Source organism: Ningiella algicola (assembly GCF_028401415.2).
GTDB lineage: Bacteria > Pseudomonadota > Gammaproteobacteria > Enterobacterales > Alteromonadaceae > Glaciecola.
This window is the reverse complement of the sequence record NZ_CP171821.2, coordinates 1,760,025-1,775,685: the sequence shown is the minus strand read 5'-3', so window position 1 is coordinate 1,775,685 and position 15,661 is coordinate 1,760,025. Positions and strand designations below refer to the sequence as shown.

Genomic DNA, 15,661 nt, shown 5'->3' with positions numbered 1-15,661 from the left:
AGCAAAGTCATAGGCGGCCCATTTATCGGCCGCTTATTGATTGAGGAGGCATATTGGATAAATCAACTAAGATATTGTACTGGCTACTTATCATTTTATATTTCGTTGGCTATGGCGCACTCAACATATTTTTAGTTATGACGGACGAACCAATGCGAATAGTCTTGATGTTAAACATCGTTACTGGCGCTAGCCTTTATCTAGGGTATTTGCTATGTAGGCTATTGAACAAAAATACTTAGTATCGCCTAAGTTAGAGGCTAAAAGCGGCCCTTCAATACTTTATTCAAGCACCTTCTCAGATTTCAATGCATCTATTGAATGCGAAATCGCGGAAAGCATTTTGCTTCTTGCATCTTCAATTCCAGAAACTTCCGTTTCAAGGATACTCAGCTTATTGCCATTCGCAGCCGAATATACCTCGGTCGAGATTAAAAATGCGGTAGAAATTTCATCACTGGGATCCAGAATAACATCTTCCTCAGTCACATCGATCGCAAACACATTCCAAAAGGAATCTAGCCTTGAAGCTTCGGCAACCAGTTCTTTGCGCCTCTCTTTTTCGCTTCGATTAATTTTCGCATCTAGCACGCGCACGACAATGGCGCCTTGTGATTGATAGTCACGCATTAACTGGGTGGCAGATGCACGGTCAATGCTAAGGTCTTTAGCGAGTTTGCGATGCGCGCTCACTGCATTTATGCCATTTGATTCAAGCTTTTCAACCATCATCGTTTCGAAGCTTTTAACGTTGTCTCTGTTTTTGCCTATTCCAATTACCAACACACTGCTAAGCGGTTCAAAACTTTCATCTGCCTTGTAAACTGTTTTTGTTGAGGTGTGATTTACTGCGCACGACGCGAGAAGCAGAGTTGTTAGTACAATGAGTGTTCCGGCAAAAATCCGTGATAGACCTAAAGTTTTCAGCATGAAGCTTTCCATAAAATTGTGAATATTGCGAACCCGCGAAGTATACGCAAATTGTATTGTCGCATCATCTTTATATTTCAAAACCTGTAATAAAACTGCGTTTGTGCAGACTACCCTTATAGATCGCATTCTTTAGCCGATATTGCAGCAACTTTTTTGATACACGGAGATTTATAATGGAAATGTTTAACGAATTTTGGGCACAGCTACAAAGCTTAAATGGCGTGCAAATAGGCATCATCTTATTTGCAGTAGCGGTAGTGTGGTTTTTACCCGCAATGGTTGCAGCGGTGCTAAACCCTGCGCATGCTAAATACATTCTAGTTGCCTGTGTTCCCGCAGGCTTTTCGATTATCGCTTGGTGCGGGCTCATGGTGTGGGCATGCACCGGAAAAGTCTTTGAAAAATACAAAGACAAAGTGGCTCAAACCAGCTAACTCCCTAGTACCTTCTCTAAATCAGCTATTTGGGGGAGTATAAGCGGCGACGGCAGTTCGCATTGCCAGCCTTTATGATTGGCAAGGGCATGCATTAAACGAAATCCGCTATGCTCCCGCATCAACTCAAACAATTGTGATAAAGCTTGATGTGATTCTCGGGCTTTATCATATTCTGTTTGCTTTATCGCATTCATAATTGGCACCAATAGCTCTGGCATCGTGCCAGCAAGCGTCGAAAACCAAGCCTTGCCGCCCTTTATCATCGCCTCGCAGCAATTGGCGTCCACCGCGTATCCTGCCTGCCAATTTAGCGCGCTTAGCTTGCTATGCAATGCTTCATTATTGCTTTGAGCAAAGGCTTTAATCGCGCGTATATTTGGGTGTGATGCAAGCGTTTCTAGAAGCGTAAAACTAAGGGTTTGTCCTGTGTTAACAGGGTTGTCGTATACGCATAAAGGAAGTGGGCTATGCTCTGCAATCTCTAGAAAGTAGCGTTGTAACTCATTTTCTTTGAGCGGTACATACGAGAAGGCATTGGCGATAACCCCTTGCGCACCATGGTAATTTGCAGCTTTGCATTGCCGAATAGCTTCGCCGGTGGTCGTCGCGCTAACACCTGCAATCCAGGGCGTTGAGGCTTTGCTCCAACAAGCCATCACTCGTTCACGTTCGTTTTCATCTAAGTACGCAAAACTCCCTGTGCTGCCTAGTACGCCAATGGCGTCCAAACCAGATTGGTCAAGATGCTCGCGAATTTTATCGAGAATGGGAAGGTCGACCTTACTCTCTTTAATCGGAGTAATAGGGAATCCTATAAGTCCTTTAAACACCATAGTGTATCGCTATGCCTCTATGTTTTGCTGTGTTGCTTTACTATAGCAATTTATGCTTTGCCAAGCTCATTGTTCTATCGCTAATGCATGTATTGAGGTATAGTGCGCGCGCTTTTTCATACAATACATATTTTTTGGGGAATCTCACTTGATCACCACCGCTAATGTCACTATGCAATTTGGCGCAAAACCGCTTTTTGAAAATATTTCCGCTAAATTCGGTAATGGCAATCGCTATGGTCTTATCGGCGCAAATGGCTGCGGTAAATCAACCCTCATGAAAATTATTTCGGGCGAGCTTGAGCCCACTACAGGGAATGTATCAGTTTCGCCAGGTGAACGAGTAGGCACGCTCAACCAAAACCAATTCGCCTTTGAAGAATTTACTGTTGTGGATGCCGTTATAAAAGGCGACGCTCGTCTTTGGGAAGTGAAACAAGAGCGCGACATTATTTATGGTAAGAGCGAAATGTCGGAAGACGACGGCATGCGGGTTGCCGATCTTGAAACTGAGTTTGCTGAGATGGACGGCTATACCGCAGAAACCCGCGCAATTGAACTCCTCGTTGAGGCAGGTATTGATGAGCAAAATCATTTTGGTTTGATGAGCGAACTTGCACCGGGTTTAAAATTGCGCGTGCTCATTGCGCAGGCCTTATTTTCAGAGCCGGATATTTTACTCCTCGACGAACCCACCAATAACCTCGATATTTATACCATCAAGTGGTTAGAAGATGTGCTGAATCAGCGTAAATCCACCATGATTATTATTTCGCACGACCGTCATTTCTTAAACGCTGTGTGCACCCACATGGCGGATATTGACTATGGTGAGCTTCGTATCTATCCCGGTAACTACGAAGCGTATATGGCAGCATCTAGCTTGGTGCAAGAGCAGTTGCTAAGCGAAAACGCAAAAAAAACAGAAGAGATAAAAGAACTTCAGAGTTTTGTGGCACGCTTTTCAGCGAATGCCTCAAAAGCGAAACAAGCGACTTCTCGCGCCCGTAGAATGGAAAAAATTGAGCTTGAGGAAGTGATCCCCTCGTCTCGTCAAACACCTTACATCACATACAAGCAGCATAAAAAATTACATCGCTTGGCGCTTGAAATGCATAATCTTGAGCACGGTTTTGATGGCGAAATGCTGTTCAAAGGCGGCGATATACTGCTCGATGCGGGCGCGAAGCTCGCGGTGATAGGCGAAAATGGTGCGGGTAAAACCACGTTTTTGCGATGTTTAGTCAGCGAGCTTAAAGCGAGCAGCGGCACTATGAAGTGGTCAGAAAATGCTGCAATTGGATACATAGCGCAAGATGTCAGTAATGACTTTGCAGTTTCCATGAATTTGTTTGATTGGATGTCGCAGTGGCGCACGCCTAAACATGATGACTTAGCAGTAAGGGCTATTTTAGGGAGGCTCTTATTCAGCTCAGACGATATCAATAAAGATGTCAGCGTTTGCTCAGGTGGTGAGAAAAATCGCTTGCTGTTCGGCAAGCTGATGATGCAAGAAATCAACGTTATTATAATGGATGAGCCCACCAACCATATGGATATGGAAGCGATTGAAGCACTTAATAAAGCGTTGAAGGAGTTTGACGGCACGCTTATTTTTGTGAGCCACGATAGGGAGTTTGTGAGCACGCTGGCTACTTCAATTATTGAGATTAAAGACAAAAAGCTGAATTACTTTCAAGGCAGCTATGATGAGTATGTGGGCGAGCGGCACTAATTCTCTCCACTTCGATGCACGAAAACTGGACTTAAATTGGCTCTGCGCTGCGTAATTCGTTAAGCAGCTTAGGCAGTACTTCGGAGGCCAGGCCATATCGATGCTCGGCGAATGCGTTCTTGGTTTCACTCGGGCTAATATTAACTTCAATGGTGTGCGCGCCAACCGCATTTGCTAGCTGCACAAATCCCGCGGCAGGATAAACACTGCCAGATGTCCCAACCGAGATAAACACATCGGCTTGCTCGATAAGCGCTTCAATTTCTTCCATGTAATAGGGTACTTCACCAAACCAAACAATGTCGGGGCGCAAGGAGCCTTTTTTGTCGCAGCAAGGGCATGGAATGTGTTCATCAAAATTAAAGTCAACTGAAAATGACCTATTGGTCGTGACGCATTTGGCTTTTAATAATTCTCCATGCATGTGCAAGACATTCTTACTTCCTGCTTGCTCATGAAGATTGTCAACGTTCTGAGTAATAATATGAGTGTGCCTTGGGTAATATGACTCAAACTCCGACAATGCGAAATGCGCTGCGTTTGGTTTGACCTTTCCTTCAAGCAACTGAGCACGTCGCTGATTATAAAAGCGATACACTAAAGTAGGGTTAGCAGAAAAACCTTGCGGTGTAGCCACTTCTTCCACGCTGTGGTTCTCCCACAGGCCATTACTATCGCGAAAGGTTTTAATTCCAGACTCAGCAGATATACCAGCGCCGCTAAGTACGATGATTTTATTCATCATTTTTACTAACATAATCAATAACTTAAGAGAATTCGTCAAAAAAATCGAAAATAAATGGAATTTATTTGCGATTACCGCTGTCTATTTAATCGTGATACTTAGCACTTTCGAACGCAGTAAAGTAAGAGTTAAACATTATCTTACTTTGACATTATTCTAGAGTGTTTTGTGTGTCCTTCCCTAGAGTGTGATTTTTGGGCCCCAAATTTTGGGGCCTTTTTTTATATCTATTGTTGCACGTATATTAGCCGCTTGGATGCGTAGTTTAGAAGTAACCTTCTCTCTTTTTCTTTTCCATTGAGCCGGTTTGATCTTTATCAAGCAACCTTCCTTCTCGTTCACTGGTTTTGCTCAGCATCATTTCAGTGACGATTTCTTCTCGAGACGTGGCTTTGCTAATGACTGCGCCGGTTTGCGGATAGCAGCCTAGCGTTCTAAAGCGGATCCAGCGTTTCTCCAGCGATGCTTTTTCTTTTTCAGTTAGGTAGGGCAACATACGCTCGTCGTCTAGCGCAAGTAATTGTCCGCTGTCTTCATCTACCCAGCTAATGCGTTCGTCAGCAAAGTAAAGCGGCACGATATCAATTTGCTCTTGCAGAATATAAAGCCAAATGTCGAGCTCCGTCCAATTTGAAAGCGGGAACACGCGAACTGATTCGCCTTTATCTATTTGTGTGTTGTACAGTGACCATAATTCTGGACGCTGTTGTTTTGGGTCCCACTGATGATCCGCATTTCGAACGGAAAACACTCTCTCTTTTGCTCGCGATTTTTCTTCGTCTCTTCGAGCACCACCCAGGGCAGCATCAAATTTATGAATATCTAAAGCCTGCTTTAGCGCAATCGTTTTCATGTGGTCGTTGTACTTAACTGAGCCCGACTCGATGGGGTGTATGCCTAAATCCAGCGCTTCTTGATTGATGTGAACAATAATATCCAAACCGAGTTTGTCGCGAAGCTCATCTCTGAACTCACCCATTTCGTGGAATTCCCACGTGGTATCAACATGCAATAGGGTAAAAGGGACCTTGTCAGGGTAAAAGGCTTTGCGCGCTAGATGCAGCATAACTGTAGAATCTTTACCAATGGAATAAAACATACATGGCTTTTCAAAGCTTGCAGCCACTTCTCGCATAATGTGTATGGCTTCTGCTTCCAGTTGTTTAAGATGATTCATATGAGCCATGAGTTTCCTTTATGTATAAAAGTAATTTCGAAGAAGGTTGGTATTAACGCTTGAGTAAAACACCGCAAACTATAATAAGTTTCGCCGTAGTATAAAACTCGACAAGCCTTTCGCATAGTGTAAGTTTTTCTTTAGCAAGTATTTGAACGCATGTAAGCTTTTTAAGTGCGCCTGCCTTAATACCGTATATTTTTGCCGGGCACAGATGTAATCCAGCTTTACTCTCCGTCGTATAAAAGGCGCTAGCGCTTAACGCTACATGGATGGTTGGCTAAATTGGAGAGCTAAAAATGACACCCCTCGTTCTATCGAGTTTGATGCGGCTTTGTAACCGTCTGTTGAAACCTTTGATGATTCTGATCACCGCTATTTTTATTAGCGGCTGTTCCTCCTACCGCTACGAAAGCCAGGTTGAGTTAAATCAACCCTTAATCACTGCCTCTGGCAGCACTTTGGACGGAACTGAAGTGACTATTCCAAATGACTTTGAAGGTCAGCCTGCAATTTTATTGTTCGGCTACGTGCACAAATCGCAGTTTGATATTGACCGCTGGTTAATCGGATTAGATATGACAAAAGATAGTCGGCCAGATACGGTAGCGATATACGAACTCCCCGCAATTAAAAACCCTTTTGCGGGCTGGTTTAGCAATCGAATTGACGATGCGATGAGAGAGGGGATCCCGCGTGAGATTTGGTCAGACGTCATCACCATCTATGATGATGGTGACAAAGTTCAGCGCTATACCGGTAACATATCACCTAAAAACTCGCGCGTACTATTGGTGAATAGTAAGGGCGAGGTGAGCTATTTTTACGATCGTGGGTTCTCTGTGGCCGCGCTTAATGAGTTGAATAAAAAAGTTTTATCTTTAAACGATGAACAAAGATAAACATGTTCTAGCTAAGTATAGGGATTGAAGATAATAGTCACATAGCCAGATAGCTGAATGGATTAGACGCTGTTTCGGCGATTGAAGTGTTAAATCTATAACGACAATGTAAACGTGCTGTACAGTTTTGTAATTAAACTACTTAAAATTACACTAAAAGATGAAATATTTATTAAATCTGTAATTAAATTACAAAAATAGCTTTATTTTGTGGGTTTTATGTCGATAATTGAAATCAGCACACACAATTATCTAATTAAATTACAAAATGGGAAGCACTAATATGAATACACTATCAATAAAATCAGTTTTAAAGAAAACGGCAATTAGTTCTGCGCTTGTAGCATCTGCACTTTGCTCAATTAACGCGAATGCGAATAACATCGTTCTAAAAACAGTAAACAATACTACTGAAACACAGGCGTGCTATGTTGCTGCAACACAGGGTATCGACGCTGCAAAATCATTCATTCGCGCAAATGGCGATTCGTTTGCCAGCTTCAGAGCAACAGTAAGCTGTAACGGCTTGAGCATCACCCAATTTGCGAAGAAATTTGCTGAAAAAGCAGACACCGAGGAAGTAGCGCCAACGTTCACACAGGTTAAGCTAGTCGCAATGGACAATGACGCCGCGCAAATTTGCGTTGACGCTGTTGTATTGGGAGAGAAAGAAGCTCGTGCAAAACACGGCATAAAAACTGAGACTGTTTACTGCAACCGTAAGTCGCTAAGCCGTTTTGCGCGCTCATTCTCAAACAAAGACGTGACCTTATAGAACACACTGGCTTTTATCGCCGCAACGTATCTAAAAAATACTTATCTGCCAGAATGCTAATTATTCCTAATTAGGCTTCTGGCGGATATTGTATATTCATGTGCGCCGCATAGGCCACATTAAACGCCTGTTCTTGAAACACTTTCAGGCCAGTCTCTGCAAAACTCACTGCAACTGGGTTACGCTTCAAGCTAGCTTTAAGTGTTTGAGCACTCATCAGGCTCACCTCTAATCCTTGAATAAGCTGAATTGCAGCTTCCATCTTAAATCCAAGTCCACCGCCTGAGAACTTTCCTGCTAGAGGACGTTCTTTAATAACAACCTGATCGACTTTGTAGTCGTTCATCAACTGTTTAAAACTGGTCTGAAAATAGTTAAGGTCTGAGCTGCGATTGCGTTTGCTAAACTCTACCTTTCTGGCACGGCAATCGGGAATAGTGAACAAACCCTCTTTATACTCAAGAATACTAATTACTGCTTCTGTGCCTTTAATCTCAACGCCGCAAATTCGCATGGGGCTCCTTCATCAAAATTTCATCAAATATTTATTTAGATAATACAACAAAGCAATTGAGTTTGTGTAAGCCTTAATACATTCTATTATCTATACAGCGATTTAATAACACGAACAACGAGAGTAGGTAAATGAGTCAGGATAGTTCCCGTAAGTATTCCAGTAAAATAGTGGATGGCACAGCACAAGCGCCGAGCCGCTCCATGCTGCGAGCTGTAGGCTTTGGTGATGAGGATTTTAAGAGGCCTCAAGTGGGTATTGCGTCAACCTGGAGTATGGTCACGCCTTGTAATATGCACATTAATGACTTGGCCGAAGAAGTGGGTAAGGGAGTGGATAGCGCCGGTGCAAAGAGCGTGATTTACAACACCATTACCATTTCTGATGGCATATCAATGGGAACAGAGGGTATGAAGTACTCTCTTGTATCGCGGGAAGTAATCGCCGATTCAATCGAGGCGGTTTCTGCTTGTATGGGGCATGACGGTATTATCGCCATAGGCGGCTGCGATAAAAACATGCCGGGTTGTTTAATGGGCTTAGCGCGCCTTAATCGCCCGTCCATATTTGTGTATGGCGGCACCATTTTACCGGGCGAAAATCACACTGATATTGTGTCAGTATTTGAAGCAGTAGGTGGGCACGCGACAGGGGATATTCCCATTACTGAGCTTACTAAAATTGAAAAAACAGCCATTCCTGGCCCGGGCTCGTGCGGGGGAATGTACACCGCCAATACAATGGCTTCAGCAATTGAAGCATTGGGAATGAGCTTACCGAATAGCTCTGCCCAAAATGCCGTTTCAGATAGCAAGAAACAAGACTGTATCAATGCTGGTATTGCCATTAAGCACTTGCTCGACAACGATATTAAACCTTCCGACATCATGACAAAAAAAGCATTTGAGAATGCGATTACTTTGATTATTACCTTGGGAGGTTCCACTAACGCGGTATTACATCTTATTGCAATGGCAGATGCAGTGGGCGTAGAAGTCACGCTAGATGATTTTGTCCGCATTGGTGAACGTACGCCGGTTATTTCAGATTTACGCCCTAGCGGAAAGTATTTGATGTCTGAACTTATCGAAATTGGTGGGATCCAGCCCTTAATGAAGCGCTTATTAGAGGCAGGTTTACTACATGGTGATTGCTTGACAGTCACAGGCAACACCATGGCAGAAAATTTAGCCAATGTCGCTGATTATCCGCATGGTCAAGATATTATCTTACCGCTAGATAAGCCAATTAAAAAAGACAGCCACTTAGTGATTCTTAGCGGAAACTTAGCACCCGAAGGCGCGGTATCCAAAATAACCGGGAAAGAGGGTTTGAGCTTCACCGGTACTGCGAAAGTATACGATTCAGAAGAACAAGCGTTTGAAGCCATCATTAATGGTAACGTAGTGGCAAATGATGTCGTTGTTATTCGTTATGAAGGACCAAAAGGGGGCCCGGGCATGCGTGAAATGCTCAGCCCTACTTCAGCGATTATGGGGAAAGGCTTGGGAGATGATGTTGCGCTGATTACCGACGGTAGATTTTCAGGTGGCAGCAGAGGCTTTGTTGTAGGACATGTGACGCCAGAAGCGTATGAGGGCGGTCCGATCGCGTTGGTTAAAAACGGTGACGCAATTACTATCAACGCTGAAACGCGGGAAATGACACTTGATATTTCTGATGAAGAAATGCGAGCTCGCAAACAAAGTTGGCAAAAACCTGCGCCGCGATACACCCGTGGTTTACTCGCAAAATATGCAAAAACAGTCAGTTCCGCATCAACCGGCGCGGTAACAGATAAGCCTTAAACCAGACGAGAGTAATAACATGAATATAGCCCCAAAAGCCACCCTAAGCGCCCTTGCATTGTCTTGTTTGATTACGGCAAATGTATCCGCTCAACAAGCACCAGCAAGTGTAAGCGCAAACGATTTTATCGAGCTGTTTGAAAAGCTCGGTGGCAAGCACGCAGGTTTTCGTAAAGCGCACGCAGCAGGCGTGTGCGCAAATGGCGAATTTACGCCAAATGAAGACGCGAGCAAATACTCTAGCTCACTTATGTTTCAACAGTCTAGTGTGCCTGCACAAGTCAGATTTTCAGTCGGCGGACCAAATCCATTGAGCGATGAACGGGAAACGGGTGTGAGAGGTATCGGTATTTCACTTACTTTGGAAGATGGTTCTAGGCACAATATCACGGGCAACAATACGCCTTTTTTTACCGGTAAAGATCCTGAAACCTTCTTTGGCTTTTTACAAAATTTAGTCCCTGATGAAAGCGGCCGGCCTGACATGGCTGCTTTAGGTGCCTATATTGCGGCAAATCCAAGTGTACAAAATGCGGTTGCCTGGTCTCAATCAAACCCAACGCCCGCTTCTTATGCTGCTGAACGTTATTTTGGCATACACACTTTTTACATGGAAAATACCAACGGTCAGTTAACTAAATTTAAATGGACGCTTAGTCCTGATGCTGGTGAACAGAACTTAAGTGAACAAGACAAGGAAAGCTTAGGGCCTAAATACTTAGAGGAGCGATTAGTGCAAGATATCGAGCAAGGGAAGGCCACATTTACGCTCACCGCAACGCTCGGTCAAGAGGGAGACGCTGATACAGACCCGTCTGTTGCGTGGCCAGAAGATCGTGAAACGATTCAACTGGGCACATTAACACTAATTTCAGCGGGCGGCGAAGCGTGCAATCCAACTAACTTCGATCCGAATGTTTTGTCGGCAGGATTTAAAGGAAGTGATGATCCAGTGCTCAAGATGCGCACGCCCGCATATGGGATTTCTTTCGGTAAGCGCTTGAGTAATCAGTAAGCTTAAGATGACGTCTTTTTACCTTTAATAATTCGAATACATGCATATAAGCGAGATTCAAATGAAACTGTTTTTTCGGTTAAATAAAATCAAGAGTTTGACATCGGTTGTGATAATGACCTTGTTGATGATTTGTTCACAAAGCCTCGCCGCCATTCAGCAAAATGCCAATTATGTCCCAAAAGACGATGGTCAATTTACAATAGCCTTTGGGTCTTGCGCATATGAAACAGAGCCTCAGCCTATATGGAACGACATTGGAGCGAAGCAGCCAGATCTGTTTTTGTTTATTGGCGATAACCAGTATGCCGACGTGCAAACCGACAGTGAAGGAAATCGCATAAGGGGTCCAGTAACTGACCCAGCGCGCTTTAAAGAAGCCTATGACGCAGTCATCGCTAAGCCAGAGTATCAAAAAGTGCGGGCAAGTGTTCCCTTTATGGGGACATGGGACGACCACGACTATGGTTATAATGATGCGGGAAAGGAGTATCCCTTAAAGCGTGAAAGTCAGCAGGCTTTTTTAGACTTTTTTGGCTTTGACAATAACGATCCTCTGCGCGAGCAAGCGGGCATTTATCATAGTCGAATATTTGAAGACGAGGGGCGAAGCGTACAAGTCATTATGCTTGATACCCGCTACCATCGCGATGAGTTAAACATCAGACCAGGGCCTCGTCCACAGGGTTTTGGCCGATACTTACCCACCGCCGATAAGTCACGTTCCTTATTGGGAAAGGCGCAATGGGATTGGCTTGCCAAACAATTGGTTGAACCTGCCGACGTCAGAATTATCGTAAGCAGTATTCAGGTGGTGGCTTACGAGCATCGCTGGGAGAGCTGGGGTAATATGCCTCACGAACGTGACCGTCTTTACACATTAATTGCACAAACCAACGCTGAAAACGTGTTCTTCTTAAGTGGCGACAGACACTTAATGGAAATCTCACGTGATGTAGGGCAAAAGGCAGATCAGGTTCCCTATCCTATTTGGGATTTTACTTCCAGCGGCATGACCCAATCATTTAGCGAAGTTGATGAACCCAATAGCTTTCGTGTCAGTAAAGCGGTGCGCGATACTCACTATGGTTTAGTCGAAATCGATTGGGCGGAGGATTTGAAGCAAAGCGAAGTAAGCTTTACCGCATATGGTTTAGGCAACAAAGTGTTTGATTCAGCGTCGTTTAAACTTGAAGAGCTTTCGCTCTAAACCTGTCATTACGCAATCACATCAAGCTTAATCGTTACTGAGCATTCAAAAGGAATAAAAATGACGTCAATTGGAACTGTATTTTCAGATACCGCCACAAAAGTAATGCTTTGTGGCGGTGGCGAGCTTGGGAAAGAGGTTGTCATTGAGTTAAAGCGTTTGGGATGCGAAGTTATTGTGCTAGACCGCTATCAAAATGCACCAGCCATGCAAGTGGCTGATCGCTCATATTGCATTTCCATGCTGGATGAAAAGGCACTCGACGATATTGTGCTGGCCGAAAAGCCAGATTACATTGTGCCTGAAATTGAAGCGATTGCGACCAACGCCTTGCTCGCTTTGGAGCAACGCGGGTTTAACGTTGTGCCTAGTGCAAAAGCGGCGCACCTAACTATGAATCGCGAGGGTATCCGCCGCCTAGTTGCAGAAGAACTTGCCTTACCCACATCCAATTATGTATTTGCCAGTGAATGGGAAGAGTTTGAAGAGCTTGCAGCAGAAATAGGCTTCCCATGTATTGTTAAACCCATCATGAGCTCTTCAGGCAAGGGACAAAGCTTAATCAAGGGCGAGAATGACTTGGTCAGTGCTTGGCAGTATTCACAAGAGGGCGGTCGAGCAGGAACAGGCAAAGTGATTATTGAGTCGGTGATTGATTTTGACTACGAAATTACCTTGCTGACAATACGGCACCAGGGCGGTACATCATTTTGTGAGCCTATCGGGCATCGCCAAGAAGACGGCGATTATCGTGAATCATGGCAGCCTCAAAAAATGAGCGAAGCGGCGCTTGAAAAATCAAAAGAAATTGCGTCAAAAGTCACCGAAGCACTCGGTGGAATGGGCTTATTCGGTGTAGAATTGTTTGTTAAAGGCGATGAGGTGTATTTTAGCGAAGTATCTCCACGCCCACACGATACGGGTATGGTCACACTTATATCGCAGGATTTATCGGAGTTTGCGCTCCATGCACGCGCGTTTTTGGGTTTGCCGATTCCGAATATCGCTTTTCATGGTCCTTCGGCATCTTGTGCACTCTTAGTTGAAGGTCGTTCTGAACATGTCAATTTCAGCAATTTAGATACGGCACTGGCAAAACCCAACACCGACTTAAAGCTTTTTGCTAAGCCAGAGGTAAAAGGGCGCCGGCGTATGGGGGTTGGCTTAGCGCGCGCCGATTCAACAGATGATGCAGTGTCATTGGCCAAAGAAGTGGTCACTACTGTCAAAACCACATTATAAGGAAACTACTATGGAAAACCGCTTTAAAGGATTTGTATCCTGTACCAACATTGCGCGCTCAGCATGTGCGGCGCTTGTATTGAGCTTAATAACGATGAGCGCTCAAAGCCACGCGCAACAAAGCATGCTTGGCGAAGTGATGAATAAAAAAGATTCGGCATCAGAGCTACTGGAAATGGCATCAAGCCCAAGCATCACAGGTTTACTTGGGAGCTTAACCAGCACGCTTGGCGTAAGTGAGGAACAAGCGCAGGGTGGAGTGGCAAGCTTAATGAATTATGCTAAATCCAACTTATCTTCCGATGACTTTTCAGCTCTTGCTAATCAACTACCCGGCACAGAAGGCATATTAGATGCGCTTCCAGATATCGGCAATATGGCAGGAGAGTCTGGCGGATTAGGTAATCTTTTAGGGCAGGCTGCGCAGCTTAACGAGCAACTTGGTGGCACCGCCTTGCTTGCTCAGCAATTTGAATCATTAGGCTTAGATAGCAATATGATTATGGGTTTTGCGCAACAAATTCAAGCTTATTTAAGTACGCCTGAAGGTCAACATGCAAAAGATCTCCTCATGCAAAGTTTCAGTGATTTACAGGTCTAAATCGTTAACTTATTACAGTAAGTAACAAACGCCTGCGACCACCATGGTCGCGGTGCTCGCCTAAATAAATTCCCTGCCATGTACCTAAACCAAGTCGAGAATTTAAGATTGGGACATTCACACTACTGCCATACAACGACGCTTTGATATGTGCTGGCATGTCATCGCTCCCCTCAAATGTGTGTTCAAAATAGGGAGCATTTTCTGGCGCTAGTATGTTGGTATGCCTTTCCAGATCGCGCCTCACGCTCGGATCGGCATTTTCATTAATCGTAAGCGACGCTGAAGTGTGCTGAATAAATACGCTAAGTAAGCCCGATTCTGGCAGTTCTCCTATGGCATTGAGAATATTGTCTGTGATGATGTGAAATCCGCGAGCAAAAGGCGGAAGTTGAAGCGTATATTGCTTAACCATATGTCTGTGTCATCCATTTAATGAGAGTTTGTTTTGCCTCATTTAAAGCGATAATTTTTTCATCGATAGCATTCAGTTGTTCGTTCAACGCCGCCTTTAGCCTGGGGCATTTTGGCTCTGGTTTGTCTAAAAATGGAATCGCTTCCTTTATTTTAGAAAGGGGAAAGCCAGCAGATTGTGCGAATTTGATAAATTTAAGCTGTTTCAAATGTGTTTTTTGATAATGTCTATATCCATTTTTTCCGCGCGTTGGCGGCGTTATCAACCCAGTTTTTTCATAGTAACGTAGCGTATCTTTTGATACGCCACTCGCTATGGAAATTTCGCTTGCTTTCATAATAAACCTTCCTTACCAAACAAAAAACGGTTGACTATGGACTTGGCTCCATACTTTATACTCTATTCCTCGCTTTTCCAAGTCATTAGCAAAAGGGAAGGAAGTATGAAAACTCTCTCAATAGCCAGCGTTCAGTTGCGCACGCAAGACGATACTGCACTGCGAGCCATGGTTTATCAGGCATACCGGCCGAAGGCGCAAATTGTGCTCGCTGGAGCGACGGGCGTGCCACAGCGCTTTTATCAGCGCTATGCATTTGCTGCCAACAAATCAGGGTTTAATGTGTTGACCTTAGACTATCGAGGTATTGCCCAGTCAAAAGCCGGCTCGCTTAAGGGCTTAAAAATGGACTATCTTGATTGGGCGCAACAAGACTTAGCCGCTGCTGTTGATTATGCCCAGCGTTTCAATTTACCCATTTACCTCATTGGGCATTCCTACGGTGGGCATGCCGTAGGGCTTTTGCCTAATGCCCATTTAATCGAAGGTGCTTATGTATTTGGAACCGGAGCGGGCAATAGTTCATACATGCCTGTTCTTGAGCGTTACAAAGTCGCTTTTTGGTGGCGAGTCATTGCGCCCGCTATTGTTAAACGACACGGGTTTCTAGCGTGGAGCAAGCTAGGCATGGGAGAGGATTTGCCGATAGATGTGTATCGTCAGTGGAAGCACTGGTGCAGTTTCCCGCATTACTTTTTTGATGATCCAAATATGCAACACTTGCACGAACAGTTTGCAAAATTCGACAAAGAAATTGTGGCTGCCAATGCACTAGACGACAAATGGGCACAGCCTGCATCCAGAGATGCATTTTTTAAAGGCTATAAGAATGCGCGTGTTGTCCCTCGTGATATTTCGCCACAAGAGGCGGGCATGAAGTCGATTGACCATATGGGCTATTTTCAAAAGCACGCGCATTCACTTTGGCAAGATACTTTTGACTGGCTGGATGATAAGCTAAAGACCTGATCCAACAGCAATG

17 protein-coding genes are annotated in these 15,661 nt (G+C 44.4%); 10 read left to right on the top strand and 7 right to left on the bottom strand.

What is annotated here, in order from left to right; translation table 11 throughout:
- Nucleotides 1-282: 282 nt before the first annotated feature.
- Nucleotides 283-930: a hypothetical protein gene (locus tag PN836_RS07790; RefSeq protein WP_395344679.1), complete on the bottom strand. Its 648-nt coding sequence runs from the start codon at nucleotides 928-930 to the stop codon at nucleotides 283-285.
- A 176-nt stretch (nucleotides 931-1,106) separates the two neighbouring features.
- Between PN836_RS07790 and PN836_RS07785 the strand changes: the two genes are divergently transcribed.
- Nucleotides 1,107-1,367, top strand: a complete 261-nt coding sequence (locus tag PN836_RS07785; RefSeq protein WP_395344678.1) for a superinfection immunity protein — start codon at nucleotides 1,107-1,109, stop codon at nucleotides 1,365-1,367.
- On the opposite strand, the gene PN836_RS07780 is transcribed toward PN836_RS07785, so the two are convergent.
- Nucleotides 1,364-2,203, bottom strand: a complete 840-nt coding sequence (locus tag PN836_RS07780) for a dihydrodipicolinate synthase family protein (protein ID WP_395344677.1) — start codon at nucleotides 2,201-2,203, stop codon at nucleotides 1,364-1,366. The genes PN836_RS07785 and PN836_RS07780 overlap by 4 nt on opposite strands.
- A gap of 148 nt (nucleotides 2,204-2,351) precedes the next feature.
- Between PN836_RS07780 and PN836_RS07775 the strand changes: the two genes are divergently transcribed.
- The gene (locus PN836_RS07775; protein WP_395344676.1) at nucleotides 2,352-3,938 is read left to right on the top strand and encodes an ABC-F family ATPase; all 1,587 of its coding nucleotides are present in this window, start codon (nucleotides 2,352-2,354) and stop codon (nucleotides 3,936-3,938) included.
- A 31-nt stretch (nucleotides 3,939-3,969) separates the two neighbouring features.
- Here PN836_RS07775 and PN836_RS07770 read toward each other — a convergent pair whose 3' ends face one another.
- Together PN836_RS07770 and cysD are read right to left on the bottom strand one after the other, a co-directional pair.
- Nucleotides 3,970-4,683, bottom strand: coding sequence for an NAD-dependent deacylase (locus tag PN836_RS07770; RefSeq protein ID WP_395344675.1), 714 nt, complete (start codon nucleotides 4,681-4,683; stop codon nucleotides 3,970-3,972).
- A gap of 265 nt (nucleotides 4,684-4,948) precedes the next feature.
- On the bottom strand, nucleotides 4,949-5,869 hold the full coding sequence (gene cysD, locus PN836_RS07765) for a sulfate adenylyltransferase subunit CysD (RefSeq protein WP_395344674.1): 921 nt from the start codon (nucleotides 5,867-5,869) through the stop codon (nucleotides 4,949-4,951).
- A 290-nt stretch (nucleotides 5,870-6,159) separates the two neighbouring features.
- Here cysD and PN836_RS07760 point away from each other — a divergent pair, with 290 nt between their 5' ends.
- Together PN836_RS07760 and PN836_RS07755 are read left to right on the top strand one after the other, a co-directional pair.
- Complete coding sequence (locus PN836_RS07760) at nucleotides 6,160-6,762, top strand: hypothetical protein (RefSeq protein ID WP_395344673.1); 603 nt, start codon at nucleotides 6,160-6,162, stop codon at nucleotides 6,760-6,762.
- A gap of 283 nt (nucleotides 6,763-7,045) precedes the next feature.
- Complete coding sequence (locus PN836_RS07755; RefSeq protein ID WP_395344672.1) at nucleotides 7,046-7,537, top strand: DUF3718 domain-containing protein; 492 nt, start codon at nucleotides 7,046-7,048, stop codon at nucleotides 7,535-7,537.
- A gap of 70 nt (nucleotides 7,538-7,607) precedes the next feature.
- On the opposite strand, the gene PN836_RS07750 is transcribed toward PN836_RS07755, so the two are convergent.
- Nucleotides 7,608-8,051: a DUF3010 family protein gene (locus PN836_RS07750; RefSeq protein WP_395344671.1), complete on the bottom strand. Its 444-nt coding sequence runs from the start codon at nucleotides 8,049-8,051 to the stop codon at nucleotides 7,608-7,610.
- Nucleotides 8,052-8,182: 131 nt separating this feature from the next.
- On the opposite strand from PN836_RS07750, the gene ilvD reads away from it, so the two are divergent.
- The 5 genes from ilvD (at nucleotide 8,183) to PN836_RS07725 (ending at nucleotide 13,927) form a co-directional block, all read left to right on the top strand.
- Entirely contained in the window at nucleotides 8,183-9,859 is a 1,677-nt protein-coding gene (ilvD, locus tag PN836_RS07745; RefSeq protein ID WP_395344670.1) for a dihydroxy-acid dehydratase, read from the top strand.
- 19 nt (nucleotides 9,860-9,878) lie between these two features.
- The gene (locus tag PN836_RS07740) at nucleotides 9,879-10,874 is read left to right on the top strand and encodes a catalase family peroxidase (RefSeq protein ID WP_395344669.1); all 996 of its coding nucleotides are present in this window, start codon (nucleotides 9,879-9,881) and stop codon (nucleotides 10,872-10,874) included.
- Nucleotides 10,875-10,935: 61 nt separating this feature from the next.
- On the top strand, nucleotides 10,936-12,084 hold the full coding sequence (locus PN836_RS07735) for an alkaline phosphatase D family protein (RefSeq protein WP_395344668.1): 1,149 nt from the start codon (nucleotides 10,936-10,938) through the stop codon (nucleotides 12,082-12,084).
- A gap of 60 nt (nucleotides 12,085-12,144) precedes the next feature.
- Nucleotides 12,145-13,326 (top strand): formate-dependent phosphoribosylglycinamide formyltransferase, encoded by a 1,182-nt coding sequence (purT, locus tag PN836_RS07730; RefSeq protein ID WP_395344667.1) that lies wholly within the window; start codon nucleotides 12,145-12,147, stop codon nucleotides 13,324-13,326.
- Nucleotides 13,327-13,336: 10 nt separating this feature from the next.
- The gene (locus tag PN836_RS07725) at nucleotides 13,337-13,927 is read left to right on the top strand and encodes a DUF2780 domain-containing protein (RefSeq protein WP_395344666.1); all 591 of its coding nucleotides are present in this window, start codon (nucleotides 13,337-13,339) and stop codon (nucleotides 13,925-13,927) included.
- A 4-nt stretch (nucleotides 13,928-13,931) separates the two neighbouring features.
- Here PN836_RS07725 and PN836_RS07720 read toward each other — a convergent pair whose 3' ends face one another.
- Nucleotides 13,932-14,342, bottom strand: coding sequence for a secondary thiamine-phosphate synthase enzyme YjbQ (locus PN836_RS07720; protein WP_395344665.1), 411 nt, complete (start codon nucleotides 14,340-14,342; stop codon nucleotides 13,932-13,934).
- Nucleotides 14,335-14,679, bottom strand: coding sequence for a MerR family transcriptional regulator (locus PN836_RS07715; protein ID WP_395344664.1), 345 nt, complete (start codon nucleotides 14,677-14,679; stop codon nucleotides 14,335-14,337). The genes PN836_RS07720 and PN836_RS07715 overlap by 8 nt, the downstream gene beginning before the upstream one ends.
- Nucleotides 14,680-14,784: 105 nt before the next feature.
- On the opposite strand from PN836_RS07715, the gene PN836_RS07710 reads away from it, so the two are divergent.
- Complete coding sequence (locus PN836_RS07710; protein WP_395344663.1) at nucleotides 14,785-15,648, top strand: alpha/beta fold hydrolase; 864 nt, start codon at nucleotides 14,785-14,787, stop codon at nucleotides 15,646-15,648.
- Nucleotides 15,649-15,661 lie beyond the last annotated feature (13 nt).

Excerpts from the sequence above, each read along its gene's own strand:
- PN836_RS07790 (WP_395344679.1), bottom strand. The coding sequence starts at position 930 with ATGCTGAAAACTTTAGGTCTATCACGGATTTTTGCCGGAACACTCATT.
- PN836_RS07785 (WP_395344678.1), top strand. The coding sequence starts at position 1,107 with ATGGAAATGTTTAACGAATTTTGGGCACAGCTACAAAGCTTAAATGGC.
- PN836_RS07780 (WP_395344677.1), bottom strand. The coding sequence starts at position 2,203 with ATGGTGTTTAAAGGACTTATAGGATTCCCTATTACTCCGATTAAAGAG.
- PN836_RS07770 (WP_395344675.1), bottom strand. The coding sequence starts at position 4,683 with ATGATGAATAAAATCATCGTACTTAGCGGCGCTGGTATATCTGCTGAG.
- cysD (WP_395344674.1), bottom strand. The coding sequence starts at position 5,869 with ATGGCTCATATGAATCATCTTAAACAACTGGAAGCAGAAGCCATACAC.
- PN836_RS07760 (WP_395344673.1), top strand. The coding sequence starts at position 6,160 with ATGACACCCCTCGTTCTATCGAGTTTGATGCGGCTTTGTAACCGTCTG.
- PN836_RS07755 (WP_395344672.1), top strand. The coding sequence starts at position 7,046 with ATGAATACACTATCAATAAAATCAGTTTTAAAGAAAACGGCAATTAGT.
- PN836_RS07750 (WP_395344671.1), bottom strand. The coding sequence starts at position 8,051 with ATGCGAATTTGCGGCGTTGAGATTAAAGGCACAGAAGCAGTAATTAGT.
- ilvD (WP_395344670.1), top strand. The coding sequence starts at position 8,183 with ATGAGTCAGGATAGTTCCCGTAAGTATTCCAGTAAAATAGTGGATGGC.
- PN836_RS07740 (WP_395344669.1), top strand. The coding sequence starts at position 9,879 with ATGAATATAGCCCCAAAAGCCACCCTAAGCGCCCTTGCATTGTCTTGT.
- PN836_RS07735 (WP_395344668.1), top strand. The coding sequence starts at position 10,936 with ATGAAACTGTTTTTTCGGTTAAATAAAATCAAGAGTTTGACATCGGTT.
- purT (WP_395344667.1), top strand. The coding sequence starts at position 12,145 with ATGACGTCAATTGGAACTGTATTTTCAGATACCGCCACAAAAGTAATG.
- PN836_RS07725 (WP_395344666.1), top strand. The coding sequence starts at position 13,337 with ATGGAAAACCGCTTTAAAGGATTTGTATCCTGTACCAACATTGCGCGC.
- PN836_RS07720 (WP_395344665.1), bottom strand. The coding sequence starts at position 14,342 with ATGGTTAAGCAATATACGCTTCAACTTCCGCCTTTTGCTCGCGGATTT.
- PN836_RS07715 (WP_395344664.1), bottom strand. The coding sequence starts at position 14,679 with ATGAAAGCAAGCGAAATTTCCATAGCGAGTGGCGTATCAAAAGATACG.
- PN836_RS07710 (WP_395344663.1), top strand. The coding sequence starts at position 14,785 with ATGAAAACTCTCTCAATAGCCAGCGTTCAGTTGCGCACGCAAGACGAT.